Raw genomic sequence first — 24,887 nt, 5'->3', positions numbered from 1 at the left:
CATTGTGCCCTCACGCGTGGACAACCACCGGCCACGCCGTCAGCACGCTGGCGCCGCCACCCGGACGGTCGTCGACGACGACGGTGCCGCCGTGCGCCTTCACCAGTCCGGCGACGATGTAGAGGCCGAGGCCGGAGCCACCGCCGGTTGCGGCCGTCCAGAACTTGGTGAAGATCCGCTTGCGGAGGTCGAGCGGGATCCCGTCACCCTCGTCGGTCACCGTGACGGCGACGTACGACGGATCGACTGACCAGACGCCGACATGGACCCGCACCGTGCCGCTGCCATGGCGCACGGCGTTCTCGATGACGTTCGTGAGGACCTGCAGCACCTTGTCGGGGTCGGCATCGACCGGTGGGAGGTCCTCGTCGGCCACGACCTCGATCGGCGTCGAGGTGACCACCGCGAGCGATCGGTGCACCTGCTCGGTCTTGGCCGCCAGGTCCGTGGGGCGGCGATGCAGTTGCAGCCGCCCGGTGTCGATGCGGGCCACGTCGAGAAGTTCGGTGATCAACCGGCTCAGCCGGTCGGCGTCGGCGCCGGCCGTGGTGAGCATCAGCAGCTTCTGCTCGTCGGTCAGCTTGTCCCACCGGTTGAGGAGCGCGTGCACGAAGCCCTTGACGCCGGTCAGAGGCGAGCGCAGTTCATGGGCCAGCGTCGCGACCAGGTCGGACCGGTCGCGGTCCAGGCGCGCGCGACCGCGGCCCGAGCGCAGCGAGATGGCCACCGACTCCACGGACCGGATCGGGCTCGCGCCTGAGCGCGCGGGGCGATGGAGTCGCGCCGCCACGAGGACTTCGGTGCCGTTGGGCAGCAGCCAGGTCTGCTCCGGGATCCCGGTGCGGGTCGGCAGGCCGCCGTACGGCGCGTTGGCATCAGTCCAGGCGAGACCATCGTGATCGGTCAGCGCGAGGACGTCGTCGAGCGGCTGGCCGATGGCCTTGTCGGCATCTGCGTCGAGCATCTGGGCCGCGACCACGTTGAGCGAGGTGACACGTCCCGACCCGTCGGCAATGACGACACCATCGGGGAGCAGGTCGAGCGGATCTGTCACGCCCTCATCATGGCGCGCGTGCTGGCATAGAGACAGACCGCCGCGGCGGTCGCGAGATTGAGGGACTCGGCGCGGCCCAGGATCGGGATGCTCACCCGGTGGTCGGCCAGCGCCGCCAGTTCGTCGGGGAGTCCCCAGGCTTCGTTGCCGAACAGCCACGCGGTCGGCTTCGCCAGGACGTCGTCGGCAGCGAAGAGATCGAGCTCTCCCCCGCCGACGGCCGCGAGAACCTGGTACCCGGCAGCACGGGCCGCGGCAACCGCTGCTGCGGGATCACGCTCGAGCGCGACCGGCAGGTGGAAGGCGCTGCCCACCGACGCCCGGATGGTCTTGGGGTTGTGCAGGTCGACCGCGTCACCGGCGAGGACGACGCCCGCTGCACCGGCTGCGTCGGCGCACCGGATGACGGTGCCGGCATTGCCGGGGTCGCGGACGTCAGCACAGATGGCGAGCAGCGGCAGTGCGGAAGTTTCGAGGCTCGTCGCTGGCGCTCCTCGCACCTCGACCACCGTCTCCAGCGGGACGTCGAGGAGGTTGCAGACGGCGACGAGCCCGGCCGGGCTGACGCTGTCGCTGAGCGCACTCATGGCGCGGTCGTCGACGAGAGTGACGGGAGCGGCGCCGAGCAGGTCGGCGTACTCCTCGGCTGCAGTCGCGGTCGCGAAGACCTCGATGACGCAGTCGGGGACGCTGAGCGCCCCCTCGACGGCCTTGGGACCGTCGGCAAGGAAACACCGCCGCTCGGATCTCTCCGAACGGCGGTGCAATTTCCGTGCGTCCTTGACCCTGGTGTTACCCGCGGTCAGGGGTGCCATCGTCAGGCAGAGACCTTGGGCGCGTTGACGTCCTCGGGCAGTGCCGCCTTCGCCTGGGCGACCAGGGCGTTGAAGGTGGCGGGCTCGTTGACGGCCAGGTCGGCAAGGATCTTGCGGTCGACCTCGATGCCGGCCAGGTTCAGGCCCTGGATGAAGCGGTTGTAGGTCAGACCCTCCGCGCGGGCAGCGGCGTTGATGCGCTGGATCCACAGGCGGCGGAAGTCGCCCTTGCGCTTCTTGCGGTCGTTGTAGCTGTAGACCAGGGAGTGGGTGACCTGCTCCTTGGCCTTGCGGTAAAGCCGCGAGCGCTGGCCGCGGTAACCGCTGGCCCGCTCGAGGGTGGTACGACGCTTCTTCGCCGCGTTCACTGCGCGCTTGACGCGTGCCATCTTGTGCTCCTTGTTTCAGTGATCAGTGCGAAGGGCGGTCAGAGACCGAGCATCTTCTTCGCGCGCGGGACGTCGTTCTTGGAAACCTCAACGGTTCCGCTGAGGCGGCGGGTGACCTTGGAGGCCTTCTTCTCCAGGTTGTGGCGCATGCCGGCCTTCTGACGAAGGATCTTGCCGCTGCCCGTCACCTTGAACCGCTTCTTGGCACCGGAGTGCGTCTTGTTCTTCGGCATGTCTCTCGTCTCCTTGTTGCGAAGTTCGTGGAGCCTGACGTGAAGTCGGGCCCTGGGGTGTTGCTCAGGCTTCGATCTCGGGATCGAGGTTCTCCGAGCGACCCCGTTCCTTCTTCTGAGCAGCAGGCTTGATGGCCGTGCGTTCCGCCTGAGCGGCGCGGTCTTCGGCCTCTTCGGCCTCCCGCTCGGCGCGACGTTCTTCCTTGGCCGCCTTGACCTCGGCCTTGGCCTCGGCCTTCTTCTTGTGCGGACCCAGGACCATGACCATGTTGCGGCCGTCCTGCTTCGGGTTGGACTCGATGAAACCGAGCTCCCCGATGTCTTCGGCCAGTCGCTGCAGCAGGCGGTACCCCAGCTCGGGGCGGTGCTGCTCGCGACCGCGGAACATGATCGTGATCTTGACCTTGTCGCCAGCCTTGAGGAAGCGCACGACGTGACCCTTTTTGGTCTCGTAGTCGTGGGCGTCGATCTTCGGCCGGAGCTTCATCTCCTTGATGATGACGTTGGTCTGGTTCCGTCGTGCTTCACGGGCCTTCTGGGCGTTCTCGTACTTGAACTTCCCGTAGTCCATGAGCTTGCAGACGGGGGGCTTGCCCATGGGGGCGATCTCCACCAGGTCCAGGTCGGCCTCTTGCGCAAGCTTGAGTGCCTGGTCGGTGGAAACGATGCCCACGGTCTCGCCGTTGGGTCCAACAAGCCGGACCTCGGGAACCCGGATCCGCTCGTTGATGCGCAGCTCGGTGCTGATGTGTCCTCCAAACTCGTTCGGTCGGGAGTCCGTCACCGCTCTTCCCCAGTGGAACTGGGAAAACGAAAAGGCTCCCGCTAAAAACAAGCGGAAGCCAGTAGCGAACCCCGTCGTGCCACTCCGCTGTCGTGACAGCGGAGAAGGGCTCTCCATGGACCGGACCCGACGACCTGGCGGTCGTGCGGGTGGGAGACGATGGTGCTGGTCCCCGCTTGTGGATCTGCCGACTCTTGCGAGCCAACTGATCGGTCAACGCCCGATGGTATCGGAGATGTTCCGCTGGCGGCTAATCCGCAACGTGGTCGGCCGGAGCAGTGCCGAGCCAGCCCCAGCCACCGTCCTCGAGCTGGACCGTGGTCCATCCCGAAGCGACCCGATGGAGGTCGTCGTCGGCCAGGGCAAAGGCGTGCGGTCCAGCGACGTCGATGACCACGGCCGCGGCTCCCTCCTGCACGGCGGTCGCCGCCGCGAGGTGAGCGGCAACCGGCACCGGTCGGGCTTGCGGGTCCCAGCGCGCGAGTGCGTCGAGGTCGGTGAAGGCAAGCAGCGCGAGCCGGCCGTCAGCCCCGGTCAGGAGTACGGCGGCCATGTCGCTGGACTTGTCGGTGACGAGTGCGGTGCCGTCGGCCCCCACGGCGCCTTCTCCGGTCTCACCGAGGAGGGCAATCACCGGGACGATCAGCCGCGCGGGGGCGATCGCAGCGATGACGGCGGGGTACGGCGCCGACCCTTCGTCGTACTGCTGGAGGGCGGTGGCGAGTGCTGCATCGGCGCTGCCGTCGTCATCGACGTAGGCCGATCCTTCGAGGCGGCGCGCATCCGGGCGCTCGTTCGGCGGTTCGGTCACCGGAGGATCATGGCACTCGTGGAAACATGACGACGTGCATCACACGTCTGTCGCGCGCAACCGCCTGGCTGCGCGCCTCGCCACGGCCGTCCAGGCCTGGCCCGACCCGCTTTCCACCCCCACGTTCGTGGTCGATCTCGACGCGTTCGACGCCAGCGCCGCGGACCTGGTCCGCCGGGCGGGCGGGACGCCGATCCGGGTGGCCTCGAAGTCGCTGCGGGTCCCCGCGCTGATCACCCGCGCGCTGGCGATCGACGGCTTCGCCGGCGTGCTCGCCTATACGCTGGCCGAGGCGCTGTGGCTCGCGGAGCAGGACATCAGCGACGACGTCGTGGTCGCGTATCCCAGCGTCGACCGACGTGCGCTGGCGTCGCTGGTCGCCTCGCCCCGTGCGGCGTCGCGGATCACGATCATGATCGACGACGTCGCCCACCTCGATGCGGTCGACGCCCTCCGCGCGTCCACGGCGGTCCCGATCCGGGTCGCCATCGACATCGACGCCGGCCTGCGCTGGGGCGGCCAACTGGTCGGTCCCAAGCGCTCCCCCTTGTACGACGTCGGGTCGGTCAGCGAACTTGCCCGCACCGTGATCGAGCGACCGGGCTTCCAGTTCGTCGGCGTGATGACCTACGAGGGCCAGGTGGCCGGCGTTCCCGACGCGGTGCCGACCCAGCGCGCGAAGTCCGCGATCGTCCGCAAGCTCAAGCAACTGTCGGTCGCCCAACTCGAGGTGCGCCGGACCGCGATCACCGAGGGGCTGAGCGCGCTCGAGGGGCACCGCGGCCACACCGGCCCGATCTTCTGGAACGCCGGCGGCTCAGGTTCGCTGGAATCCTCGGCCGCCGACCCGGTCGTCACCGAGGTCACCGCGGGCTCCGGCCTCCTGGGGCCGACGCTGTTCGACCACTACCAGTCGTTCCAGCCCGCACCCGCTGCGTTCTTCGGGTTGCCGGTCACCCGCAAGCCAACCCACGAGATCGCAACCGTGCACGGCGGTGGCCTGATCGCGTCGGGCCCCACGGGCGCCGACCGAGCGCCGACGCCGTGGGCCCCGGCCGGGCTGAGCCTGACGGGTCTCGAGGGTGCAGGCGAGGTCCAGACGCCGCTCGTCGGAACCAACGCTCCGGCGCTCGCGATCGGCGACCTCGTGTGGTTCCGGCACGCGAAGTCCGGTGAGCCGTTCGAGCACGGCAACACCGTGCTGTTGGCCGACGGCGAACGCTTCGTCGACGAAGTGCCGACCTACCGGGGACATGGCCTCGCCTTCTGAGGTCCTGGCTGCCGCCCTTGCCCGCCCGGCAACGCTGGGCGTCGGTCGGCTGATCTGCATCGACGGGCTGGCCGGCTCCGGCAAGACCACCCTTGCTGCGGCGATCGCGGCTCTCGCGCCCGAGGCCGTCGTGATCGGCACCGACGAGATGCTCGAGGGCTGGCGCGGACTTCCGGGGCTCGGCGCGAGCATCGAGGCGCTGCTCCGTCCGCTGGCGGCCGGGCAGCCCGGCCATTGGTGGCGCTGGGACTGGCACTCCGACGACTGGGCGGAAGCCCACGTGGTCGCACCCGGCCCGTTGCTCATCCTCGAGGGCGTCGGCTCCGCCGCGTCGTCGTACGACGACCTGGTGACGTTGCTCGTCTGGGTGGAGGCCGATCGGGAGACCCGGCTGGCGCGTGGCCTGGCTCGCGACGGCGAGGACCAGCGCGGCCACTGGCTGACCTGGCTCGACGACGAAACCGCCCTGCACGAGCGGGAGAACACGCGGGCCCGTGCAGATCTGGTGATCGCGACCTGATCCGCGGCTAGGGTGCGGTGTCGTGAAGCCACCGAGCGGAACCCAGCACGTCATCGAGTCCGCGGGCTATCGCGCCGTGGTGACCGAGAGCGGCGGCGCGCTGCGTGACCTCACGTTCGAGGGACGTCCGCTGATCGAGGGATTCGCCGAGGACGCGATGGCCGACGGTGGCCGGGGGCAACTGCTGATGCCGTGGCCGAACCGGATCCGCGACGGTCGCTACTCGTTCGGCGGGAAGACCCAACAACTCGCGCTGACCGAGCCGTCTCGACAGAACGCGTCGCACGGACTGGTGCGGTGGGTAGCCTGGACAGTCGTTGCCCACGAGGCCAATCGACTGGAGCTCAACTACTTCCTGCCCGCCCAGACCGGCTATCCGTGGGCGCTTGACCTCCGGGTCACCTATGCCGTCGGGTCGGATGGGCTCCACGTGACCCAGGCCGCGACGAACCTGGCGACCACCGCAGCGCCGTACGCCTCGGGGGCGCACCCGTACCTCGTGGCGGGCGAGGGTGAATGCGGCCTGTGGGAACTCACGTTGCAGGCCCAGACCTACCTGAAGACGGACCCGGACCGGCTGCTCCCGACTGGACGCGGCCCGGCTGCGGAGATCCTCTACGACGACGACCCGGACCCGATCGGGATGATGGTGCTCAACCACGCCGTGACCGACCTGCGGCGCGACGAAGCCGGCATTGCGACAGTGACACTGGTCAGCGACCAGGGCGACGGCCACGGCGTTGCCCTCTGGGTCGACGAGCACCACAAGTGGCTGCAGGTCTACACCGGCGAGGACACGAAGACGCCGCGCGCATCCGTCGCCGTGGAGCCGATGACGGCTCCCCCGGACGCTTTCAACTCCGGCGACGACCTCGTCACCCTCGACCCCGGCGCGACCTTCGCCGCCACCTGGGGCATTCGCGCCCTGCCGAAGAACCGACGCTCAGGCCTTGCGGTCGGCCACGACGGCGCGTAGTTCGCGGATCGCGATCGCGGCCCGCTGACCGTCGGACGCGTGGATGCCCATCAGGGACAGCTTCTCGTCCTCGGACTGCAGCAGGTGCGGCCACGGTGCCCCCTGCGGGAACTTCACCGCACCCACTTCGGACCACGCCAGTTCGTGCTTGCGGTAACCGTTGATGATCGTCAGGCCGCTCTCGCGAGCGGTCACGCGGGACCGGGCCAAGGCGTTCATCAGGATCAGGCCCAGCAGGATGAAGCCAATGACGGTGGCCTTCTGCAGGAACCCGACCGAATCCTTGGTGCCCTGGTCGAAGCCGACCCACAGCCAGGCGAAGGCACCGACGAGCACGATCCCGAAGATGGCCGCAGCCATCCGCGGACCGAACGGGCGCCAGGTCCGAGGAAGCTGAGGGGCTCCTTGCGGATCCGCCATCAGAGCCGGCAGGCGTGGATGTCGGTCGTGAGGATGGCTCGTGCGCCGAGCGCCCACAGGTCGTCCATCACTCGCTGCGCCGAGGCCCGCTGCACCATCGAGCGGACCGCGACCCAGCCTTCGCGATGAAGCGGGCTGACGGTCGGGCTCTCGATCCCGGGAGTCAGCGCGATGGCCTGCTCGACCTTCTGGACCGGGATGTCGTAGTCCATCATCACGTAAGCGCGAGCCACCAGGACGCCCTGGAGGCGCCGGGTGAAGATCTCCAGGGCGCCGGCGTCGGCGCCCACACGGGTGATCATCACGGCCTCGGACTCGAGGATGACGTCGCCGAACACTTCGAGACCGGCGGCCCGCAGGGTGCTGCCCGTCTCGACGACGTCCGCGATCACGTCGGCCACGCCGAGCTGGATGCTGGTCTCCACCGCACCGTCGAGGCGCACGACACTGGCGTCGACGCCGAGGTCGGCGAGGTACCGCTTCAGGACACCGTCGTACGACGTCGCAACCCGGAGGCCCGTGAGGTCGGAGACGGTCTTCGCCGTCCCGGGCACCGCGGCGAAACGGAACTTCGAGCGACCGAAGCCGAGCTGCAGCGCCTCGGTGGCGTGCGCGTGGGAGTCGAGGAGCAGGTCGCGCCCGGTGATACCGGCGTCGAGCGTGCCCTCACCGACGTACAGCGCGATGTCGCGCGGACGCAGGTAGAAGAACTCGACGCCGTTGTCCGGGTCGAGCTTGGTGAGCTGCTTGGAGTCCGTGCGCTGGGCGTAGCCCGCTTCGCGCAACATCGTCGAGGCGGCCTCGGACAGGGCCCCCTTGTTGGGGACGGCGATCTTCAGCATTGGTGATTCCTCAGAGGTGGGTGTAGACGTCCTCGAGCGACAGTCCGCTCGCGATCATGAGGACCTGGGCGTGGTAGAGCAACTGGCTGATCTCCAGCGCGGTGGCCTCACGGCCCTCATGCTCTGCGGCCATCCATGACTCGGCGGCTTCCTCGATCAGCTTCTTGCCGATCGCATGGACGCCGGCATCGAGGGCCGCCACGGTGCCCGAGCCCTCGGGCCGGGTCTGGGCCTTCTCGCTGAGCTCAGCGAACAGCTCGTCGAACGTCTTCACGGGGGTTGAGCCTACGGCGTCAGGACCAGTGGTCCTGCGCCGGTCTCACCCCCAGCGATCAGCCGGCGTAGCCGCGACGGATGCGCTTGAGCGTGGCCGCGGTCTGCAAGGCAGCCGATGCGGCCTCGTAGCCCTTGTCCTCCGACGAGCCCGGCAGGCCGGCCCGATCGAGCGCCTGGGCATCGTCGTCACAGGTCAGGACACCGAAACCGATGGGCGTCGTGTGGTCGAGCGAGACGCGGGTCAACCCATCGGTCGCGGCGTTGCAGACGAAGTCGAAGTGCGGCGTCCCACCGCGGATGACCACACCGAGCGCGATCACGGCGTCGTACGACGGCGCGAGGGCCGCCGCAGCAACGGGCAGCTCGAACGTGCCGGGCACCCGCACCACGACGGGTGCTTCGAGCTTGTGGTCCGCGAAGGCCCGGTGGGCGCCGGCGATCAGGCCGTCCATCACCTCGGTGTGCCAACTTGCGGCGACGACGGCGACCCGCAGGTCGTGGCAGTCGATGGGCGCGATCTCGGGGGCGCCGTGTCCGGCCATGTCAGATGCTTCCTTCGCGGTCGGTCTCGGCGAGTGCGAGATGGGGCAGGTCGTGGCCCATGCGATCCCGCTTGGTCAGCAGGTAGGCCAGGTTGTGGTCGTTGGGGTGCGGGGTGAGCTGGACCCGCTCGGCAACCTTGATGCCGTAGTCCTCGAGGTCGTTGACCTTCTCGGGGTTGTTCGTCAGCAGGCGCACCTCGGCGACGCCGAGGTCCTTGAGGATCTGCGTGGCAGCACCGTAGTGGCGCGCGTCGGCGGGCAGGCCCAGGTCGAGGTTGGCGTCCACGGTGTCGCGGCCGCCGTCCTGCAACTGGTAGGCCTGCAGCTTCGCGACCAGGCCGATCCCCCGGCCCTCGTGGCCACGCAGGTAGACCAGCACACCGCGCCCCTCGTCGACGATGCGGTCGAGCGCCTCGTTGAGCTGGGGACCGCAGTCGCAGCGGCTGCTGCCGAACACGTCACCGGTGAGGCACTCGGAGTGGACCCGCGTCAGCACGGGGCCTTCGTCGTTCAGGGTGTCCAGGTCGCCGTACACGAGGGCGACGTGCTCGCTGCCGTCGACGGTGATCGTGTAGCCGATCGCGGTGAACTCGCCGTGACTGGTGGGCAGCCGGGTCTCGGCCTCGCGCACGACGTGGCGCTCGACGCGACGGCGGTAGCGGACGAGGTCCTCGATCGAGATCATTGCGACGCCGTGCTCGTCGGCGAACTCACGCAGTTCGGGGGCGCGCTTCATGGTGCCGTCGTCGTTGACGACCTCGACCAGGACACCGGCAGGGGTCAGGCCAGCCAGGCGGCACAGGTCGACGGCCGACTCGGTGTGACCGCGACGAACCAGCACGCCACCCTCGCGGTAACGCAACGGGAAGACGTGGCCCGGTCGCGTCAGCTCCCAGGACTCGGTCGCCGAGTCGGCCAGCACCCGCGCGGTGTGCGCGCGGTCGGCAGCGGAGATGCCGGTCGAGACACCGTCGCGGGCGTCCACCGAGAGCGTGTACGCCGTCCGGTAGGCGTCCTTGTTGTGCGGCGTCATGAGCGGGATCTCGAGACGGTCGAGCATGTCGCCGGGCATCGGCACGCAGATCACACCGCTGGAGTGGCGGATCGTCCATGCCATCAACTCGGGCGTGGCCTTGCTCGCGGCGAAGATGATGTCGCCCTCGTTCTCGCGGTCCTCGTCGTCGACGACGATGACCGCCTTGCCGGCGGCAATGTCGGCGATGGCTCGCTCGATGGAATCCAGTCTGACGGACATGTCAGTTCTCCTTGGATGTTGCGGGGGCTGTGTACGCGCGCACGAGCTTCTCCACGTGCTTGGCGATGACGTCGACCTCGAGGTTCACCCGGCTGCCAGGAGCCCGGAATCCGAGGGTGGTGCGCGCGAGGGTCTCGGGAATGAGGCTCACGGTGAAGGTGGTCTCCCCCGCCTCCACGACGGTGAGAGAGGTGCCGTCGACGGTGATGGACCCCTTGTCGACGAGGTAGCGGCCGAGCTCGACGGGCATCGCGATCTCCACCACCTCCCAGTGCTCGCTGGGGGTGCGCGCGACGACTTCGCCGACCGCGTCGACGTGGCCCTGGACGATGTGGCCGCCGAGGCGCTTCTCCGCCGTGACGGCGCGCTCCAGGTTGACCTGCTCGCCCACGACGAGGCCACCAAGGCTGGTCTTGTCGAGCGTCTCGGCCATCACGTCGGCCGTCCACGTGGTGTCGGTGCGCTCGGCGACGGTCAGGCAACAGCCGTTGACCGCGATCGAGTCACCGAGGCCCGCGTCGGACAGGGTGATGTCGGACGTGATGGTGAGCCGGATCGCGTCGCCCTGGTCCTCGATGGCGGCGACGGTGCCGAACTCCTCGACGATGCCGGTGAACATCTGGTCAGTTCCTCTCGGTGGTGGCGGGTCGCAGGGTGAGACGGACGTTCGCCTCGGCTCCCTCGCCGATGACGGCGGTGTCGACCAACTCGAACCGCAACGCCTTCGTGATGGTGCCGATTCCCAGCCGCCCAATGGCGGCCTTGCCGGCGCCCAGCAGGAGCGGTGCGACATAGGTGACGATCTCGTCGACCAGGCCCGCCTTGACGAAGGCGGCAGCCACGGTCGGGCCACCCTCGAGGAAGACGTGGTGGCGGTCGTGCTCGGCGTACAGGGTCTGCAGCGCCTCGAGCGGATCGCGCGTGCGCAGGTGCACCGTCTCGGCGGCGTCATCCAGGATCCGGCGGTCTGGGGCCAGGTCACGGCGACCGAGCACCACCCGGAGCGGTTGTACGGCGACCGGCTGGTCGTCCTCGTCGCGCACCGTCAGCTGCGGGTCATCGACCTCGACGGTGTTGGTGCCGACGAGCATCGTGTCGCAGAGCGCGCGGAGCAGGTGGGTGTCGTGCCGCGCCGGAACAGAAGAGACCCAGCGGGAGGTGCCGTCACTGGCGGCCGACCGACCGTCGAGGGTCGTTGCGAACTTCCAGGTGACGAACGGGCGGCCGTGGACGTGGGCGAAGGTCCAGGCCGGGTTCAGCGCAATCGCGGCGTCCTCGAGCGTCCCGGAGTCGATCTCGATCCCGGCGGCGGCGAGCGTCTCCATACCGCCGCCGGCGACCGGGTTCGGGTCGCGCTGGGCAACCACCACCCGTCGTACTCCGGCAGCGATGAGGGCCTCGGCACACGGGCCGGTCCGGCCGGTGTGGTTGCACGGCTCGAGGGTGACGACTGCGGTGGCACCAGCCGCGAGCTCGCCGGCGACGGTCAGGGCCTCGATCTCGGCGTGCGGGTTGCCGGCGCCGCGGTGGAAGCCCTCGCCAACGATGGTGCCGTCGGGGGCGAGCAGTACACAGCCGACGCGGGGATTGGGATGGAGCGGCACGCCGGGACTCGCGGCCAGCGCGAGCGCGCGACGCATCGCGTCGTACTCGCGGGTGAAGGTCTCTGCCACTGCTGCCTCTTCGTCATCCGTGTTGTTGCTTGACGGACTCCGGGGTCTGGCAGGGCGTTCGACTGCGGCAAACCTGCTCCGCTGTCGGACACTCGTGCGTGCACTTCCCATCCGGACTTTAACCGTCGGTCCAGGAATCACACCTGGTCAACCGATCACTGGCTGCGATCGGGTCGCGGACTTTTACCGCCGGCTCGGATTTTCACCGACCCCAGAGCACGCGAGCTCTTGGATACATGGTCGCACAGCAGGGATCTGTGCAGGTTGTGGGTCCCGTCACGCGGAACCGGCTACCGTCGATCGGGTGAACCGCCTCGCGCTCGGTCTCGGTTGTCTCGGCGGCGTGCTGCTGTGGTTCGCCACCGACCGGATCATCCTGCTGATCCTCGGCGTGCTCCTCGGCCTGGCCCTCGGCATCGGCCTCGGCGGCCCAAAAAAGGGGTGACACCGCAGGTAGCGTGGCGCCATGTCGTATCCCCCACCTCTGTACGACGGCGACGGCGAGGTCTCGGCCCGCGTCCGCCCCAACGACGCAACGCCCGACGTGGTCTATCCGAACGGGAACCGCGTCCACTACCTCGCTCGCGGCGAGAGCACCGGCGGCCTCTTCGGGCTCTACCGCTGGGAGTTCTCCGAAGCCGTGAGCGGCCCGGGACCGCACTTCCACCAGAGGATCGCCGAGTCGTTCTACATCCTCGGCGGCGAGATCGAGATCCACAACGGCGAGGGCTGGAGCCCGTACCGGTCCGGCGACTTCATCCACGTGCCACCGGGCGGACTGCACGGCTTCCGCAACGCGTCCGGCGCCACGGCGTCGATGCTGCTGCACTTCTCTCCCGGCGCTCCCCGCGAGCCGTACTTCGAGGGGCTCGGTCGCCTGGCTGCCGGCGAACAGTGGACGCCCGAGGAGTACGAAGCCTTCATGGTCGAGCACGACAACTTCTGGGTCCCTGAGTAGTCGTTGCGCCGTTTCCTCACGCAGTTGGTCCGCTTCGGCTGGCTGGAGTTCCAGTCCTGCGCGTTCGCCATCGGAGTCTTCCTGGGACTCGCGGTGGCCTATCTGGTCCCGTTGCCGATCGAGCGGTACGACGCCCTGCTGATCTGGTGCCTCGCGCTGACCTTCGGCTTCTGGGCGATCGGCCTGGAGACCTGGCGCGAGGTGCTGGTGATCTTCGCGTTCCATGCGCTGGGGCTCGGCCTCGAACTGTTCAAGGTCGCCGAGGGCCCCTGGGCGTATCCCGGTGACGCGTGGACGAAGGTCGGCGGTGTCCCGTTGTTCTCGGGATTCATGTACGCCGCCGTCGGCTCCTACATCTGTCAGGCCTGGCGCCGGTTCGATCTGCGGGTGTCGCACTACCCGGCCGCGCTGACGACAGTGCTCCGGCGCTGCCGGGTGCACTTCACCGTCGGCGACGCCCGCTACCGGATGCCGCTCTCCCTGTCGTTCCTGCTGATCGGGTTCTTCCTCTGGCTCGCCGAGAACATGGCGACCTTCCTCAACGCCTGGCGCTACCCCGGACAGGCCGACGTCTGGGAGGCCGTGCACACGTCGAAGCTCGGCGCCTGGGCGCTCCTGGTCACGATGAGCTTCGTCCTCGTGGCGACGATCAAGGCCCAGGAGGGCCGGCTCGCGGGAACGCCTCGCAACAAGGGAGGATGCCACGCATGACCGGAACCGGGATGTCCGACCACCCGGCGGAACCCTTCAGTCTTCGAGTGGCCGAACTCCTCGATGAATCGGGTCAGGTGTCCGGCCACCTCTGGGTGGAGACAGATTGGGTACAGCACTCCACCGGCCATCTCTGGTGGCGTCGCCGTTTGGCTCCGATCCCGGTGTTCCAGTTCTACGAGAGCATCGGCGACCACTTCACGGACCGATGGCTCCTCCAACAGTTCGAGGTCGACGCCTTCTCCGAGCTCGTCGCCGACCTTTCGTCGGGAAGCTGGCGGCCTTCGTACGACAAGGCCCCCGAGGACGTTCGCTACGAGGTTCGTTGGGCATCGGCGGATCACGAGCAGGGACTCGCACTGGAGATCTTCGGCATGGATCTGCGCGAACGGCGAGCGATGCGCCGCAGTCGGCGGGCGCGCGGGTTGCTGTGACCGGCGCGGGCGCTCTGTCCTCCGCGCGAATGTCGCGGTGACCGAGACGTCCCTCTAGGACCGGCTGCGATCCGCACTGGGCAACTCGGCCCTTCGCTTGCCGCGACTCCAGAGGAGTGCGCTACACACGCCGGCGAGCCCGATCAGCGTGGCCAACACGCCAACCCACCGAAGGACACCTGACAGGTTCGAAACGGCCGTCGCGAACCCTGCCCCAGCCAGTCCCCAAGACAGCATCTAAATGTGCCACCGCAGTGTGTACCAATGGTCGGCAAAGATTCGGCGGGCGCTCGTGTCATTCCCGATCCTGACAGACATGAGGGACGCCCGGGACGGATCCAACCACGGTCAGCGGCGAGCGCGCCTGGCCATGCTCCGCGCCTGGGCGGACATACCGATGATCAGGGCAGCGGGTGCGAACGCCACCCACTGCAGCACTCCTGCGAGATCACTGCCGGACCGAGCCATTGCTCCCAGCACGACCCCGGCCACGGCAAGGGCGATGCCGACCAGCAGGGCCGCGGTGGAGTGCTCCATCACCCAGCGGTCGAACCTGCTCGGTTGGCGCTGCTTGCCTTCGGGAGTCACCGAACCAGCGTAGTTCGTTGTTCGTGGAGGGCGACTGTCGGTGGCCGCTGACAGCATCGCCTGCATGACGCAACTCGCTCTGATCATCCGCCACCAGACGCAGCCTGGACGTCGGGACGACGTACGCAAGGTCTGGGAGGCACACATGGCGCCCGCCGTCGCCGACAACCCCGGCCACGTCGCCTACTTCTACTGCTTCGACAACGCCGACCCCGACGCCATCAGCGCCTTCCAGGTCTACGACAGCGCCGAGTCCTCGCAACAGTTTCTGGAAACCGACGCCTACGCCGCGTACCTGCGCGACGTCGAGCCGCTGCTGTCCGGTCCGCCGCAGGTCACGTCGTTGACGCCGATGTGGGCCAAGCGCGCGTAGCGACGACCGATCTTGCGTTGAAGCGCGTACTCATGGAGTCGGCGGATACGGTCCCCGACCGGACGTCACGACGAACTGGGGCGCCGGCGGTCCGTGCCACACCAACACCCGCTGACCTTCCGCGAGGGCAGTCCGTGCAGTGCCCAGGCGCACCAGGCGATTCTGCAGTCCAACGACTTCACGTGGCCACCGGCCTGCGCGCAGCCAGGCCTCGCTGACGCGCCTTTGGTGTTCCATGAACGACGGCAATGAGTCCTCGCCCCGGGCCTCGTCTTCATCTGCCAGGCGCAGCGACTCTTCGCTGCTGGCAGCCATCGCTTCGACGAAGGCACCCGACAACTGCGACAGCCTGCCCCCGCCGACCTGGTCGAGGAGCAACAACGAGTTCTTGGGACGCCCTCCCGTGAGTGCCACGTGAAGTGCTGCCGTGAGTTCCGGTGTCTCGCCGCCGTGTTGGGTGAGCGGCGACGCCAGCGGTCTCCCGCCCTCGTGCAATGCGACGCACGGACCTGTCTCAACCAGGAACCGCGACAGATCTCCCTCATCGCAGGAGAACACCACCGCCGCAATGTCCCGCCGGAGCATGTGACGCCTCAACGAACCCATCGCGGCAGTATGACTGTCGACCGCGTCGTGAGGTCGACTCCGGAGGTTTCGAGGCTCGTCGCTGACGCTCCTCGCACCTCAACCACCGGGCGGTTCAGGCGCTGAGGATCAACCCGCTCGTCGGCACGCCGGTGCCCGCGGTGACCAGCACGTGCTGCACGTCGTCGACCGGGTTGACCGAGGTGCCCCGGACCTGACGGACACCTTCGGCGATGCCGTTCATGCCGTGGATGTAGGCCTCGCCCAACTGACCGCCGTGGGTGTTGATCGGCAGACGACCGCCGATCTCGATCGCGCCGTCCTTGACGAAGTCCTTGGCCTCGCCGCGGCCACAGAAGCCGAGCTCCTCCAGCTGCATGAGGACGTACGGCGTGAAGTGGTCGTAGAGGATCGCCATCGGCAGGTCCTCGGGCGTCAGGTCGGACTGGCGCCAGAGTTCACGGCCGACGACACCCATCTCGGGGATGCCGATGTCGTCGCGGTAGTACGACGTCATCACGAACTGGTCGCGGCCCGAGCCCTGGGCTGCGGCGGTGATGAAGGCAGGCTTCTGCTTCAGGTCGCGGGCCCGTTCGGCCGAGACGACCACCAGCGCGACCGCGCCGTCGGACTCCTGGCAGCAGTCGAGCAGGTGCAGCGGGTCCGCGATCATCCGGGATGCCTGGTGCTGCTCGAGCGTGATCGGCTTGCCGTAGAAGAACGCCGCCGGGTTGGTGGCCGCGTGCTTGCGGTCGGCAACAGCGACACGGCCGAAGTCCTCGGACGTGGCGCCGTACTCGTGCATGTAGCGACGAGCCTGCATCGCGACCGTGGCGGCGGGAGTGCTCAGGCCGAGCGGGTAGGTCCAGGCGTTGTCGAGCCCGTTGGTGTTGACCTGGGCGGCGGCCCACGCCGAGACCTGCCCGAAGCGATCACCGGAGCGCTCGTTGAAGCCGCGATAGACGACCACGACGTCGGCCACGCCGGTCGCGACGGCCATGGCTGCCTGCTGGACAGTGGCACACCCTGCGCCGCCGCCGTAGTTGATCCTGCTGAAGAAGCGCAGTTCGGGAATCCCGAGTTCACGAGCCACCGCGATCTCCGAGGAGGAGTCCATGCTGAAGGTGACCAGACCGTCGACGTCCGCAGGGTTGAGCCCGCAGTCGGCGAGCGCGTGCCGGATCGCCTCGATCGAGAGTTGGAGTTCGGAGCGGCCCGATTCCTTCGAGAACTCCGTGGCGCCGATGCCGACAACGGCCGCCTTGCCGCTCAACGTGCGCGTCATGCCACGACCTTGACGGTGCCGGTGACGTGGTCGCCCAGCGACACCCGACCCACGACGGCGATCGTCGCAACGCCATCGGTCACGTCGGTGATCGTCCCGGAGAAGGTCATCGTGTCGTAGGGATGCGCGGGCGCACCGAGACGGATTGCGATGCCCTTGAGCTGGCAGTCGTGACCAACCCAGTCGGCCACGAACTTCTCGACCAACGCGTTGGTGGTCAGGATGTTCATGAAGATGTCCTTCGACCCGGCCGCCTGGGCGACATCACGGTCGTGGTGCACGTCCTGCCAGTCACGGGTGGCGATCGCCGTGCTGACGATGGTCGTCGGGGTCATCGGCAGGCTCCACTCGGGAAGGACCTGTCCGGCCTCGAGGGCTCTCATACGTTCCTCTTTCCGACAGCCTCGGTACGACGCCAGATCGGTAGGGTCAGGTCGTCGTCGATGACATTCCAGTCCACGGTCAGCCGGTCGCCGATGGCCAGACCGTCGGGACCCTCTGGCGGCACGCCGATCACCTCGGCGACCATCCGAACGCCTTCGTCGAGATCGACGAGCGCGATCACCAGCGGCAGTTGCTTGCCCGGGACCTGGGGCGCGTGGTGGACGAGGTAGGAGAACACCGTGCCGGTACCGGCGGCGACCACCCAGCCCCGATCGAACGCACCGCAGTCCGGGCAGGACGGCCCGGGCGGGTGCCGTAGTTCACCGCACGCGTTGCACTTCTGGATCCGGAGCTCACCGATCGCCGTCCCGGCGAAGAAATAGGCATTGTCCCGGGCAATCACCGGGCGCACGGGACCGCTCACGGCTTTGCCTTCGGGATGAACTTGAGGACCCGGAACAGCATGGTGGAGACCAGTTCGTCACCGACGTACCAGCGGTTGCGCGAGGTCACGAAGTACCCCAGGCCCATCCCTGTGTTCTTGGGGCCCACCACGGAGTCGAGCGAGGTGGTGACACGCAGCTGCTCGTCGACACGGAGGTACCGCTCGTAGGTCTGCTCGCAGTTCGTGCCGAGTACGGCGGTGAAGCCGGCCTCGGTGAGGATGCCCATCATCGAGTGCAGCGGGTCGTCGTCGGCGCGCTTGCGACCGAGGCCGGGCATGGTCCAGACCTGGGCCATCGACGGCGGCGCCTCGCCGGTCCGGAATCGCTCGTTGTCGTACTGCATCGCGTCGAGCCAGGCGCTGATCGTCGGCTGGTTCACCGGGTGCGGGGCGAGCGTCTCCGAGGCCTCGCCGAGCGCGATGATCCGGTCGGCCTCGGCCATGATCTGGTCGTGGGTCATCGGGGCACCCGCGGCAGCCCCAGCCCGAACATCGAGATCAGCTCGCGCTGCACTTCCTGCACGCCGCCTCCGAAGGTGATGACGAGGTTCCGCTTGGCCTGGGCGTCGAGGTAGTCGAGCAGGCGCCGGGTCTCCGGCTCCCCCGCGTCTCCGTGGCGGTGCACCAGGGAGATCAGGTCGGCCAGCAGGTGCTGGACCTGGTCGGCGGCAAAGACCTTGGACGACGACGCATCGGCGACCTTGATCTCGCCGGTGGCGGCCGCGCGGGCGACCTCCCAGTTGAGGAGCTCGTTGATGCGGAACACCGCGGTGGTCTTGCCGAGCAGGTCGACGACGTCGGGCAGTTCGCGCACACCGGCCGCGTCGGCCCAGCGCACGATCCGGTCGCGCAATCCTTCGATCCGGCCGGCCGGGCCGAGCATGACGCGCTCGTGGTTGAGCTGGGTGGTGATGAGCTTCCAGCCCTGGTTCTCCTCGCCGACCAGCATGTCGACGGGGACACGGACGTCATTGAAGTACGTCGCGTTGACGTGGTGCGAACCGTCGGCCGTGATGATCGGCGTCCAGCTGTAGCCGGGGTCGGTGGTGTCGACAATCAGGATCGAGATGCCCTTGTGCTTCGGGGCGTCCGGGTCGGTCCGGACCGCGAGCCACAGGTAGTCGGCCTGGTGGCCTCCAGTGGTCCACATCTTCTGACCGTTGACGATGTAGTGGTCACCGTCGCGCTTCGCCGTCGTGCGCAGCGACGCAAGGTCCGTGCCGGCATCCGGCTCGCTGTAGCCGATCGCGAAGTGCACGTCACCGGCGAGGATCCGCGAGAGGAACATGTCCTTCTGCTTCTCGGTGCCGTACTTGATGAGGGTCGGCCCGACGGTCTGCAGCGTCACCGCAGGCAGGTGGACGTCGGCGTACTGCGCCTCGTTGGCGAAGATCGTCTGCTCGATCTCGCCGAGCCCGTGGCCGCCGTACTCCTTGGGCCAGCCGATCCCCATCCAGCCGTCGATGCCGAGCTGGCGGATCTGCTTCTGGTACGACGGACCGTGCCGGTCCCACGCGCCATCAGGGCCGGGGTCGGACGGCTCGTCGTGGGCGATGCCCGCGAAGTAGGCGCGGACCTCGGCCTTGAGCGCCCGCTGCTCCTCGGTGAGTTCGAGGTTCTTGGCTCCGGCCGTCTCGACCGGCACCTGGGCGGCGGTCGTGTCGAGCGCGTGCGCCAGGTCGGTGCCCCAGGTCGTGTAGCCGACCAGTGGGTAGGTGATGTCGACGCCCATGCCGCCGTGCAGGTGGTGACAGGTCCGGAAGGCGTACGGCGCGACCTGGCTCACCCAGTAGCCGGCGACCAGGAGGTCGTCGCCCGCCGGGAGGCCCGAGGCGACACGCCACACGGCGTTGTCGGCAGCAAGGTCGAGGGTGCGGGAGGTGACGTAGACGTCGGCCATCTGCAGCGACACGGCCTGGAACTCCGCCAGGGAGCGACCGAACTGTTCGCGGCCCTTGACGTAGGTGGCGGTCAGGTCGCGGGCACCGGCGAGCACGCCCGCAGCGGTGACCGCGAGGCCGGCGCGGGCGACATCGGTGAGGTAGGCGGCGGCGCCGTCCTCGAGCACCTCGGCGGGCGCGTTCTCGAGAACGACCGTGTGCCGGGGGGTGGCACTGGACGCGCTGGACCCCAGCAGCGAGACGCCCGGCCCCGACGGGTCGACGAGGACGACGACGTCGCGGTCGCCCTCGCGGGCGATGACGAGCAGACGGGCGGCGTTCCAGGCGTAGGTCACCGACAGCGCGCGGCCACTGACCGTGCCGTCGGCGTACGTCGACGTGCCGCGCAACGCGGGCGTCAGGATCACGTCACCGGCGACCACGCCCGGCAGGAGCTCCTTGCGCTGCGCTTCGGTGCCGTACGACGCCAGGGTCAGCGCGCCACAGCAGAGGGTCTCCCACGCGGGGACCTGCACGGCAGCGTGCCCGGCTTCGCGCAGCAGCACAGCAACTTCGGTGAGTCCGAGTCCCTCGCCGCCGTACTCCTCGGGGACCGGGAGCGACGTCAGGCCGGCAGCGGCCCAGGCCGCCCACTCCCGGGCGTCCGACTCGCGCTCCAGCACCTCGCCGACGACGGCGCGGACAGCATTGATCGCCTCAACATCCACAACCAAACTGTAACGTGTTCTAGTCCGCGGCGCACGGATCGTCCCATCCGACGGCTACCCATCCAACCGACCATGGGCTACGAATACCGGTGATGAGTCCGGACACCGAGTTGCGCCTGCGCGATCACGTCGCCCGCCTGGCCGATGAGCATCCGCCCCTGCGCCCCGACACCGTCGACTACACCGTGCGGGACCCGCAGCTCCTCGAGGAGCGGTACGGCCACGTCCTGGACTACATGGCCCGGGTCGAACTCGAGGTCGATCGCAACGTCCTCGAACTGATGACGATGCTGCCGGACCCGCCGGACATCGACCGGCACTTCTACGCCGACGTGTGGCAGCCCCAGGAGATCCAGCACGGGTTGATCCTCGACCGCCTCCAGGTCGAACTCGGACGGGAACCGGCCGTCACCGACACCACCACGGTGAGCGCGAAGCTGCACATCCTGGGCGCCCTCTCCCACGTCAACGGGTTCCAGGACGTCTGCCGAATGATCTACTACCTGACCGGCATGTCCACGGAACGTTCGGCCGTCCTCGCCTACAACCTGCTCCACGACGGAGTCCGCGACCTCGGCGAGATGGCGATTGCAGAGTCGGTCATCGCGCCGATCAGGCGCCAGGAACCCGGCCACTACGCCTTCTACCGGATGTCGGCCACCGCTCACTGGGCCCGGCTCAGCGGCTGGCAGCGCTGGCTGGTCCGTCGGATGCGCACGGTTTCCTTCGGGCCCGTCGGGGTCAACAACTTGGAACAGCACGCCGACTTCGGCGACGTGATGAAGGCCCTCGGCATCACCGACCAGTTCGAGTCCTTCGCCGAGCAGGGCACCCGGATCGAGCGCGACCTGCTCTGGGCCCACCGGCAGGGGCTGAAGGTGCCGGACTACGTGCTGCGGGCCTTCCACGACGCCGTGTCCCTGGCCGCGGAACGCCACGCCGCAATCTGACGGGTCCGCGCCACCGCACTGGAACCTGTTCTAGCGTGGGCCCATGGCGGTCTCCTTCACCGATGTCACACGCCGTCGGGTCCACCTTCCGGAGATCGACGTGCCGGTCGGCCGGATGGTCGAGCTGCCGGGCCGCGGTGGGTCGACCTACGTCACCGACACGCCGGGACCGACACCCGACGCACCGGCCATCGTGTTGCTGCACGCCCTCGGCACGACGGGGTTGCTGACGTTCTTCCCGGTCATCCATCCGCTGGCGAAGCGGTTCCGGGTGATCACCCTCGACCAGCGCTGGCACGGGCGCGGCATCCAGAGCGCGGAGTTCTCGCTCGTGGACTGCGCGGATGATGTGGCTGCGCTGCTCGACGTGCTCGGCCTCGAGAAGGTGATCGTCGGCGGCTACTCGATGGGGTCGATCATCGCCCAGCGGGTGTGGCGCCAGCATCCCGACAAGGTGGCCGGACTCGTCCTCGGTGCGACCACCGACCGGTTCCAGCTCAACCCCGCCGAGCGCGGGTTCTTCCTCGGCATGGGCACCACGATGCTCGCCCTGCGCGGGCTGTCGCGCTCACGTACCGCCATCAAGGCGACGCGCGCCGCCGGCCGCAGCGTCGACCTCGTTCCCTCGGACATGCACGAGTGGGCGCTGCGCGAGTTCCGCTCCACCAGCCCCTGGGCCGTCGGCCAGGCCGTCGCCGCCCTCGGCCAGCACCATTCGCGTCCCTGGCTCGGCCGCATTGACGTCCCGACCGCGGTCGTGGTGATGATGCGCGACCGGGTGATCCCTACGTCGCGCCAGATCGCCTTGGCCCGCTCGATCCCCGGAGCCACCATCCACGAGGTCGACGACGGTCACGCCGGCTGCGTGCTCGGGTCGAACAAGTTCGTGCCGCGCTTCGTCGAAGCGGCCGCCACCGTCAACGCACGGAGCCGGGACTTCCGTCAGCGCTGACCAAGCGGTTCTGCAGGCGCTCGAGTTCCAGCGGGAAGTGCCGGACCAGTGCGTCCGCGTCGGGCATCGACTCGCGGCAAGCGATCGCGCCGACGTGCATCTGCCCGGCGTTCGACATCACCGTGATGTTCAGGCCGGCTCCGTGGAACACCGGTCCCAGCGGGCACAGCGCATCGATCCGGGCACCCATGAAGTAGAGCGGGATCGGCGGGCCCGGGACGTTGGAGATGACCAGGTTGTGCACGACGGGGTGCTTCTCGGCGAGCCGCAGGTTCGCGTAGGTCCGCACCGCGAGCCCGAAAGTGCGCGGCGCCGCGAACTCAGCCCAGTCCTGGAGCGCGTCGGCGCTGATCGCGTTGTGGTGCGCCTTGGCGAGCAGGTTGCGGTGGGCCAGCATCTCCAGCCGCTCCAACGGATCGGCGATGTCGGTGCCGAGCTTCGTGAACATGGCCGAGACCTTGTTCGCGCCGGTGGAACGTCGAGAGCTGTCGCGCACGCTCACCGGCACTGTCGCCAGCAGCGAGGACGTGGGCAGTTCGTCGCGCTCGTCGAGGTACGCGCGCAGCGCTCCCCCGGCAATGGTGAGGACCACGTCGTTGACCGTCGTGCCCGTGTCCTTCTTGATCGCCCGGATGTCGTCGAGCGGCAGGTCCACCATTGCGATCGAGCGGTGCGAGGTGATCGTGCCGTTGAAGGATGTCCGCGGCGCGGAGAACGGCGCCGCCATCGCCGTGCCCTGACGCGCGCGGCCGATCGTCTTGGTCACCAGTTGCGCCGAGGGTCCGATCACCTTCGCGAGCGTGATGGGGCGGGTCGCCGTACCCAGGACGGCACGGCCGAACAGTTCCCGGCGTCCCGGACTGCGCGAGTGGGCCTGGCGCTCGGGCAGCGTCGGCGCGATGTCGGCGTCGATCGTGCACAGGTGGGACAGCAGGCTCGCACCGGAGACGCCGTCGACGGTGGCGTGGTGCATCTTGGTGAAGACCACGACCTTCTCGTCCTCGCCCTCGGGGCGGTAGCCCTCGATGACCCACATCTCCCAGAGCGGCCGGGAGCGGTCCAGCGGCAGCGAAGCCAGATGGGCGCAGTGATCCATCAGTTCGCGGTAGCCACCCGGCTTGGGCAGCGCCTGACGGTGGACGTGCCGCTCGATGTCGAAGGAGGTGTCGCGGACCCACACCGGGTGGTCCAGGCCGAGGGGCACGCCGCGCACCTTGCGGGTGAACTCCGGGACGTCACGCACGCTCCGATTGATCCCTCCCTGCAGCGCGGCGAAGGAGTACGGCTCGGTCATCGTCGCCGGATCCAGCACCATCACGGCGCAGACGTGCATCAACTGGTCCGGCGTCTCCAGGTAGAGGAAGCTCGCATCCAGTCCTGACAGCCGGTCCATGCCATCCCCATTCGTCGCGGTCCGCGTGCGCGGCACGTGCCGCAAATGTAGAACACGTACCAGTCTTCACAACGACATGGATACGATCGGGTCATGGGATTCGTACGGCGCCAGGCCATCACCGCAGCGCTGACCGCCAACGCCATCCGTCCTCTCCCCGGCTTCCGGGCCGGCATCCCGGCGTTCTTCGCCGGATGGATCACCGGTGAGCTCGCGCCCCATGTGCTCGGCCTGACCGTCGCCGACGCGGCTGCGCACGCCGTCGGGCCGCGCCGGAACCTTCGCGGACTCGCGCTCGCCGGACTGTCGTCGGCAGGTCTCGTGTACCTGGTCCAGCAGAGCCGCCAGGCCGTGACCGAAGCCGAGAACGCGCTGGTCGAGGGCCTCGGCGTCGACTACGTCGAACAACTCGACGCCAAGCCGTCCCCGGCAGACCTCGCCACCCCCTGGGGCCGAATCGCGAACCCGTTCGCCTTCGGCCGCGCCGCCCGCAAGGCCGGCGTGGAGGTCCAGCGCGACATCCCGTTCGCGCCGTACGGCAAGCGCGGCCTGCTCGACGTCTACACGTCCGAGGTCACTCCCGCCTCCGGCGCTCCCGTGCTGCTCCAGGTCCACGGCGGCGGCTGGACGATCGGCAACAAGGACCAGCAGGGCCTCCCCCTGATGCAGCACCTCGCCGCCCGCGGCTGGGTGTGCGTGGCGATCAACTACCGTCTCTCCCCCCGCGACCCGTGGCCGGCGCACATCGTCGACGTCAAGGCCGCCATCGCCTGGATCCGCGAGAACATCGAGACCTACGGCGGCGACCCGAACTACATCGCCATCACTGGCGGATCCGCCGGTGGCCATCTCTCCGCGCTCGCTGCGGTCACACCGAACGCGCCGGAGTTCCAGCCCGGCTTCGAGGACGCGGACACCACGGTCCAGGCCGCGGTGCCGTACTACGGCGTCTACGACATGGCGGGCGTGACGGGCCTGCCCAACGCCCGACTGATGCGCGACCACTTCCTGGGCCCCCGCGTCTTCAAGAAGCGCTTCGCCGAGCAGCCGGACATCTATGAACAGGCGTCACCGTTGCTGCGGATCACTGCGGACGCCCCGGACTTCTTCGTCATCCACGGTGAGCACGACACCCTGGTCGACGTACGACAGGCGCGCGCCTTCGTCGAAGCACTGCGGACCACCTCGAAGCGCACCGTCACCTACGCCGAGTTGCCGGGTGCCCAGCACGCGTTCGACGTCTTCCCGTCGATCCGGTCGCAGCACCTGGTGCGCGCCACCGAGCGTTTCCTGAACTGGCACTGGAACCTGTGGCGGCGCGAACAGTCCGCGCCCGCCGAGGTCACCTCAGCGCAGTAGAC

General features: G+C 68.7%; 32 protein-coding genes and 1 riboswitch. Of the genes, 11 read left to right on the top strand and 21 right to left on the bottom strand.

The annotated features are described in order from the left end of the window. Positions 1–10: 10 nt before the first annotated feature. The 6 genes from HRC28_RS14055 to HRC28_RS14030 all read right to left on the bottom strand — a co-directional run bounded on the left by HRC28_RS14055 (position 11) and on the right by HRC28_RS14030 (position 4,086). Positions 11–1,054 carry a PAS domain-containing sensor histidine kinase gene (locus HRC28_RS14055; protein WP_237111486.1) on the bottom strand — a complete coding sequence of 348 codons (1,044 nt, stop codon included), beginning with the start codon at positions 1,052–1,054 and terminating at the stop codon, positions 11–13. Further along, complete coding sequence (locus HRC28_RS14050) at positions 1,051–1,869, bottom strand: RNA methyltransferase (protein ID WP_182376125.1); 819 nt, start codon at positions 1,867–1,869, stop codon at positions 1,051–1,053. The genes HRC28_RS14055 and HRC28_RS14050 overlap by 4 nt, the downstream gene beginning before the upstream one ends. A 2-nt stretch (positions 1,870–1,871) precedes the next feature. Then, a complete protein-coding gene (rplT, locus tag HRC28_RS14045; protein ID WP_182376124.1) occupies positions 1,872–2,258 on the bottom strand; it encodes a 50S ribosomal protein L20 in 387 nt (128 codons plus the stop codon). Between the two features lie 38 nt (positions 2,259–2,296). Then, the gene (gene rpmI, locus HRC28_RS14040; protein ID WP_182376123.1) at positions 2,297–2,491 is read right to left on the bottom strand and encodes a 50S ribosomal protein L35; all 195 of its coding nucleotides are present in this window, start codon (positions 2,489–2,491) and stop codon (positions 2,297–2,299) included. A 64-nt stretch (positions 2,492–2,555) separates the two neighbouring features. Beyond that, positions 2,556–3,275 carry a translation initiation factor IF-3 gene (gene infC / locus HRC28_RS14035; RefSeq protein WP_237111485.1) on the bottom strand — a complete coding sequence of 240 codons (720 nt, stop codon included), beginning with the start codon at positions 3,273–3,275 and terminating at the stop codon, positions 2,556–2,558. Between the two features lie 250 nt (positions 3,276–3,525). Beyond that, positions 3,526–4,086, bottom strand: a complete 561-nt coding sequence (locus tag HRC28_RS14030) for an SseB family protein (RefSeq protein ID WP_182376121.1) — start codon at positions 4,084–4,086, stop codon at positions 3,526–3,528. 34 nt (positions 4,087–4,120) lie between these two features. Between HRC28_RS14030 and HRC28_RS14025 the strand changes: the two genes are divergently transcribed. Genes HRC28_RS14025 through HRC28_RS14015 form a run of 3 tightly spaced genes read left to right on the top strand, consistent with a single transcriptional unit; the run spans position 4,121 to position 6,852 of the window. Beyond that, positions 4,121–5,356: an amino acid deaminase/aldolase gene (locus HRC28_RS14025; RefSeq protein WP_182376120.1), complete on the top strand. Its 1,236-nt coding sequence runs from the start codon at positions 4,121–4,123 to the stop codon at positions 5,354–5,356. Then, positions 5,340–5,876, top strand: coding sequence for a 4-amino-4-deoxy-L-arabinose transferase (locus tag HRC28_RS14020; RefSeq protein WP_182376119.1), 537 nt, complete (start codon positions 5,340–5,342; stop codon positions 5,874–5,876). The genes HRC28_RS14025 and HRC28_RS14020 overlap by 17 nt, the downstream gene beginning before the upstream one ends. Positions 5,877–5,898: 22 nt before the next feature. Then, the gene (locus HRC28_RS14015; protein ID WP_182376118.1) at positions 5,899–6,852 is read left to right on the top strand and encodes an aldose 1-epimerase family protein; all 954 of its coding nucleotides are present in this window, start codon (positions 5,899–5,901) and stop codon (positions 6,850–6,852) included. Here the strand turns inward: HRC28_RS14015 and HRC28_RS14010 are convergent. From HRC28_RS14010 to ribD, 7 genes are read right to left on the bottom strand one after another with little or no spacing between them, the layout of a single operon-like run. Next, positions 6,820–7,212, bottom strand: a complete 393-nt coding sequence (locus HRC28_RS14010) for a PH domain-containing protein (protein ID WP_182376117.1) — start codon at positions 7,210–7,212, stop codon at positions 6,820–6,822. The two genes, HRC28_RS14015 and HRC28_RS14010, sit on opposite strands and share 33 nt — an antisense overlap. Positions 7,213–7,271: 59 nt before the next feature. Then, positions 7,272–8,114 carry an ATP phosphoribosyltransferase gene (gene hisG, locus HRC28_RS14005; protein ID WP_182376116.1) on the bottom strand — a complete coding sequence of 281 codons (843 nt, stop codon included), beginning with the start codon at positions 8,112–8,114 and terminating at the stop codon, positions 7,272–7,274. Between the two features lie 10 nt (positions 8,115–8,124). Then, complete coding sequence (locus HRC28_RS14000; protein WP_182376115.1) at positions 8,125–8,388, bottom strand: phosphoribosyl-ATP diphosphatase; 264 nt, start codon at positions 8,386–8,388, stop codon at positions 8,125–8,127. Positions 8,389–8,446: 58 nt separating this feature from the next. After that, positions 8,447–8,932 carry a 6,7-dimethyl-8-ribityllumazine synthase gene (ribH, locus tag HRC28_RS13995; RefSeq protein WP_182376114.1) on the bottom strand — a complete coding sequence of 162 codons (486 nt, stop codon included), beginning with the start codon at positions 8,930–8,932 and terminating at the stop codon, positions 8,447–8,449. A 1-nt stretch (position 8,933) separates the two neighbouring features. Next, entirely contained in the window at positions 8,934–10,187 is a 1,254-nt protein-coding gene (locus tag HRC28_RS13990; protein ID WP_182376113.1) for a bifunctional 3,4-dihydroxy-2-butanone-4-phosphate synthase/GTP cyclohydrolase II, read from the bottom strand. 1 nt (position 10,188) lies between these two features. Next, complete coding sequence (locus HRC28_RS13985) at positions 10,189–10,806, bottom strand: riboflavin synthase (protein ID WP_182376112.1); 618 nt, start codon at positions 10,804–10,806, stop codon at positions 10,189–10,191. A gap of 4 nt (positions 10,807–10,810) precedes the next feature. Beyond that, positions 10,811–11,860, bottom strand: a complete 1,050-nt coding sequence (ribD, locus tag HRC28_RS13980) for a bifunctional diaminohydroxyphosphoribosylaminopyrimidine deaminase/5-amino-6-(5-phosphoribosylamino)uracil reductase RibD (RefSeq protein WP_346010494.1) — start codon at positions 11,858–11,860, stop codon at positions 10,811–10,813. A 94-nt stretch (positions 11,861–11,954) separates the two neighbouring features. Beyond that, positions 11,955–12,084: riboswitch (FMN riboswitch) on the bottom strand. Between the two features lie 80 nt (positions 12,085–12,164). Between ribD and HRC28_RS13975 the strand changes: the two genes are divergently transcribed. Genes HRC28_RS13975 through HRC28_RS13960 form a run of 4 tightly spaced genes read left to right on the top strand, consistent with a single transcriptional unit; the run spans position 12,165 to position 13,963 of the window. Further along, positions 12,165–12,305, top strand: a complete 141-nt coding sequence (locus HRC28_RS13975) for a hypothetical protein (protein ID WP_182376111.1) — start codon at positions 12,165–12,167, stop codon at positions 12,303–12,305. 21 nt (positions 12,306–12,326) lie between these two features. Further along, positions 12,327–12,818, top strand: coding sequence for a cupin domain-containing protein (locus HRC28_RS13970; RefSeq protein WP_182376110.1), 492 nt, complete (start codon positions 12,327–12,329; stop codon positions 12,816–12,818). Between the two features lie 3 nt (positions 12,819–12,821). Continuing rightward, complete coding sequence (locus HRC28_RS13965) at positions 12,822–13,529, top strand: DUF817 domain-containing protein (protein WP_182376109.1); 708 nt, start codon at positions 12,822–12,824, stop codon at positions 13,527–13,529. Beyond that, entirely contained in the window at positions 13,526–13,963 is a 438-nt protein-coding gene (locus HRC28_RS13960) for a hypothetical protein (protein ID WP_182376108.1), read from the top strand. The genes HRC28_RS13965 and HRC28_RS13960 overlap by 4 nt, the downstream gene beginning before the upstream one ends. Positions 13,964–14,311: 348 nt before the next feature. Here the strand turns inward: HRC28_RS13960 and HRC28_RS13955 are convergent, their stop codons facing one another. Next, a complete protein-coding gene (locus HRC28_RS13955) occupies positions 14,312–14,551 on the bottom strand; it encodes a hypothetical protein (RefSeq protein ID WP_182376107.1) in 240 nt (79 codons plus the stop codon). A 64-nt stretch (positions 14,552–14,615) separates the two neighbouring features. Between HRC28_RS13955 and HRC28_RS13950 the strand changes: the two genes are divergently transcribed. Continuing rightward, a complete protein-coding gene (locus HRC28_RS13950; RefSeq protein WP_182376106.1) occupies positions 14,616–14,924 on the top strand; it encodes an antibiotic biosynthesis monooxygenase in 309 nt (102 codons plus the stop codon). 30 nt (positions 14,925–14,954) lie between these two features. On the opposite strand, the gene HRC28_RS13945 is transcribed toward HRC28_RS13950, so the two are convergent. The 6 genes from HRC28_RS13945 to HRC28_RS13925 all read right to left on the bottom strand — a co-directional run bounded on the left by HRC28_RS13945 (position 14,955) and on the right by HRC28_RS13925 (position 20,231). Next, positions 14,955–15,509, bottom strand: coding sequence for a hypothetical protein (locus tag HRC28_RS13945; protein WP_182376105.1), 555 nt, complete (start codon positions 15,507–15,509; stop codon positions 14,955–14,957). Positions 15,510–15,624: 115 nt separating this feature from the next. Beyond that, positions 15,625–16,794, bottom strand: coding sequence for a lipid-transfer protein (locus tag HRC28_RS13940; RefSeq protein ID WP_182376104.1), 1,170 nt, complete (start codon positions 16,792–16,794; stop codon positions 15,625–15,627). Then, positions 16,791–17,177 carry a MaoC family dehydratase gene (locus tag HRC28_RS13935; RefSeq protein ID WP_182376103.1) on the bottom strand — a complete coding sequence of 129 codons (387 nt, stop codon included), beginning with the start codon at positions 17,175–17,177 and terminating at the stop codon, positions 16,791–16,793. Before HRC28_RS13935 ends, HRC28_RS13940 begins: the two co-directional genes overlap by 4 nt. After that, positions 17,174–17,602: an OB-fold domain-containing protein gene (locus tag HRC28_RS25390; protein ID WP_237111484.1), complete on the bottom strand. Its 429-nt coding sequence runs from the start codon at positions 17,600–17,602 to the stop codon at positions 17,174–17,176. Before HRC28_RS25390 ends, HRC28_RS13935 begins: the two co-directional genes overlap by 4 nt. Further along, positions 17,599–18,084 carry a MaoC family dehydratase N-terminal domain-containing protein gene (locus HRC28_RS25385; RefSeq protein ID WP_237111483.1) on the bottom strand — a complete coding sequence of 162 codons (486 nt, stop codon included), beginning with the start codon at positions 18,082–18,084 and terminating at the stop codon, positions 17,599–17,601. Before HRC28_RS25385 ends, HRC28_RS25390 begins: the two co-directional genes overlap by 4 nt. Continuing rightward, positions 18,081–20,231, bottom strand: coding sequence for an acyl-CoA dehydrogenase (locus HRC28_RS13925; RefSeq protein WP_182376102.1), 2,151 nt, complete (start codon positions 20,229–20,231; stop codon positions 18,081–18,083). The genes HRC28_RS25385 and HRC28_RS13925 overlap by 4 nt, the downstream gene beginning before the upstream one ends. 92 nt (positions 20,232–20,323) lie before the next feature. Here HRC28_RS13925 and HRC28_RS13920 point away from each other — a divergent pair, with 92 nt between their 5' ends. After that, positions 20,324–21,181 (top strand): GTP-binding protein LepA, encoded by an 858-nt coding sequence (locus HRC28_RS13920; protein ID WP_182376101.1) that lies wholly within the window; start codon positions 20,324–20,326, stop codon positions 21,179–21,181. Positions 21,182–21,224: 43 nt separating this feature from the next. Beyond that, complete coding sequence (locus tag HRC28_RS13915; protein WP_182376100.1) at positions 21,225–22,133, top strand: alpha/beta fold hydrolase; 909 nt, start codon at positions 21,225–21,227, stop codon at positions 22,131–22,133. On the opposite strand, the gene HRC28_RS13910 is transcribed toward HRC28_RS13915, so the two are convergent. After that, positions 22,099–23,526 carry a wax ester/triacylglycerol synthase family O-acyltransferase gene (locus HRC28_RS13910; RefSeq protein WP_182376099.1) on the bottom strand — a complete coding sequence of 476 codons (1,428 nt, stop codon included), beginning with the start codon at positions 23,524–23,526 and terminating at the stop codon, positions 22,099–22,101. The genes HRC28_RS13915 and HRC28_RS13910 overlap by 35 nt on opposite strands. A gap of 93 nt (positions 23,527–23,619) precedes the next feature. On the opposite strand from HRC28_RS13910, the gene HRC28_RS13905 reads away from it, so the two are divergent. Continuing rightward, positions 23,620–24,885 carry an alpha/beta hydrolase gene (locus HRC28_RS13905; protein WP_182376098.1) on the top strand — a complete coding sequence of 422 codons (1,266 nt, stop codon included), beginning with the start codon at positions 23,620–23,622 and terminating at the stop codon, positions 24,883–24,885. Positions 24,886–24,887: the final 2 nt, after the last annotated feature.

It is taken from the genome of Nocardioides sp. WS12, from assembly GCF_014108865.1.
Lineage (GTDB): Bacteria > Actinomycetota > Actinomycetes > Propionibacteriales > Nocardioidaceae > Nocardioides.
The sequence above is the reverse complement of the archived record's forward strand: the minus strand, read 5'-3'. Positions and strand labels throughout refer to the sequence as shown.

What these genes read in the sequence shown, in the direction of transcription:
- HRC28_RS14050 (WP_182376125.1), bottom strand. Translation starts at nt 1,869, where the DNA reads ATGGCACCCCTGACCGCGGGTAACACCAGGGTCAAGGACGCACGGAAA.
- HRC28_RS13920 (WP_182376101.1), top strand. Translation starts at nt 20,324, where the DNA reads ATGAGTCCGGACACCGAGTTGCGCCTGCGCGATCACGTCGCCCGCCTG.
- HRC28_RS14010 (WP_182376117.1), bottom strand. Translation starts at nt 7,212, where the DNA reads ATGGCTGCGGCCATCTTCGGGATCGTGCTCGTCGGTGCCTTCGCCTGG.
- HRC28_RS13945 (WP_182376105.1), bottom strand. Translation starts at nt 15,509, where the DNA reads ATGCTCCGGCGGGACATTGCGGCGGTGGTGTTCTCCTGCGATGAGGGA.
- HRC28_RS13935 (WP_182376103.1), bottom strand. Translation starts at nt 17,177, where the DNA reads ATGAGAGCCCTCGAGGCCGGACAGGTCCTTCCCGAGTGGAGCCTGCCG.
- HRC28_RS13915 (WP_182376100.1), top strand. Translation starts at nt 21,225, where the DNA reads ATGGCGGTCTCCTTCACCGATGTCACACGCCGTCGGGTCCACCTTCCG.
- HRC28_RS13910 (WP_182376099.1), bottom strand. Translation starts at nt 23,526, where the DNA reads ATGGACCGGCTGTCAGGACTGGATGCGAGCTTCCTCTACCTGGAGACG.
- HRC28_RS14020 (WP_182376119.1), top strand. Translation starts at nt 5,340, where the DNA reads ATGGCCTCGCCTTCTGAGGTCCTGGCTGCCGCCCTTGCCCGCCCGGCA.
- rplT (WP_182376124.1), bottom strand. Translation starts at nt 2,258, where the DNA reads ATGGCACGCGTCAAGCGCGCAGTGAACGCGGCGAAGAAGCGTCGTACC.
- HRC28_RS13960 (WP_182376108.1), top strand. Translation starts at nt 13,526, where the DNA reads ATGACCGGAACCGGGATGTCCGACCACCCGGCGGAACCCTTCAGTCTT.
- HRC28_RS13985 (WP_182376112.1), bottom strand. Translation starts at nt 10,806, where the DNA reads ATGTTCACCGGCATCGTCGAGGAGTTCGGCACCGTCGCCGCCATCGAG.
- HRC28_RS13990 (WP_182376113.1), bottom strand. Translation starts at nt 10,187, where the DNA reads ATGTCCGTCAGACTGGATTCCATCGAGCGAGCCATCGCCGACATTGCC.
- HRC28_RS13905 (WP_182376098.1), top strand. Translation starts at nt 23,620, where the DNA reads ATGGGATTCGTACGGCGCCAGGCCATCACCGCAGCGCTGACCGCCAAC.
- HRC28_RS13940 (WP_182376104.1), bottom strand. Translation starts at nt 16,794, where the DNA reads ATGACGCGCACGTTGAGCGGCAAGGCGGCCGTTGTCGGCATCGGCGCC.
- HRC28_RS13970 (WP_182376110.1), top strand. Translation starts at nt 12,327, where the DNA reads ATGTCGTATCCCCCACCTCTGTACGACGGCGACGGCGAGGTCTCGGCC.
- hisG (WP_182376116.1), bottom strand. Translation starts at nt 8,114, where the DNA reads ATGCTGAAGATCGCCGTCCCCAACAAGGGGGCCCTGTCCGAGGCCGCC.
- HRC28_RS25385 (WP_237111483.1), bottom strand. Translation starts at nt 18,084, where the DNA reads ATGACCCACGACCAGATCATGGCCGAGGCCGACCGGATCATCGCGCTC.
- HRC28_RS13950 (WP_182376106.1), top strand. Translation starts at nt 14,616, where the DNA reads ATGACGCAACTCGCTCTGATCATCCGCCACCAGACGCAGCCTGGACGT.
- rpmI (WP_182376123.1), bottom strand. Translation starts at nt 2,491, where the DNA reads ATGCCGAAGAACAAGACGCACTCCGGTGCCAAGAAGCGGTTCAAGGTG.
- ribH (WP_182376114.1), bottom strand. Translation starts at nt 8,932, where the DNA reads ATGGCCGGACACGGCGCCCCCGAGATCGCGCCCATCGACTGCCACGAC.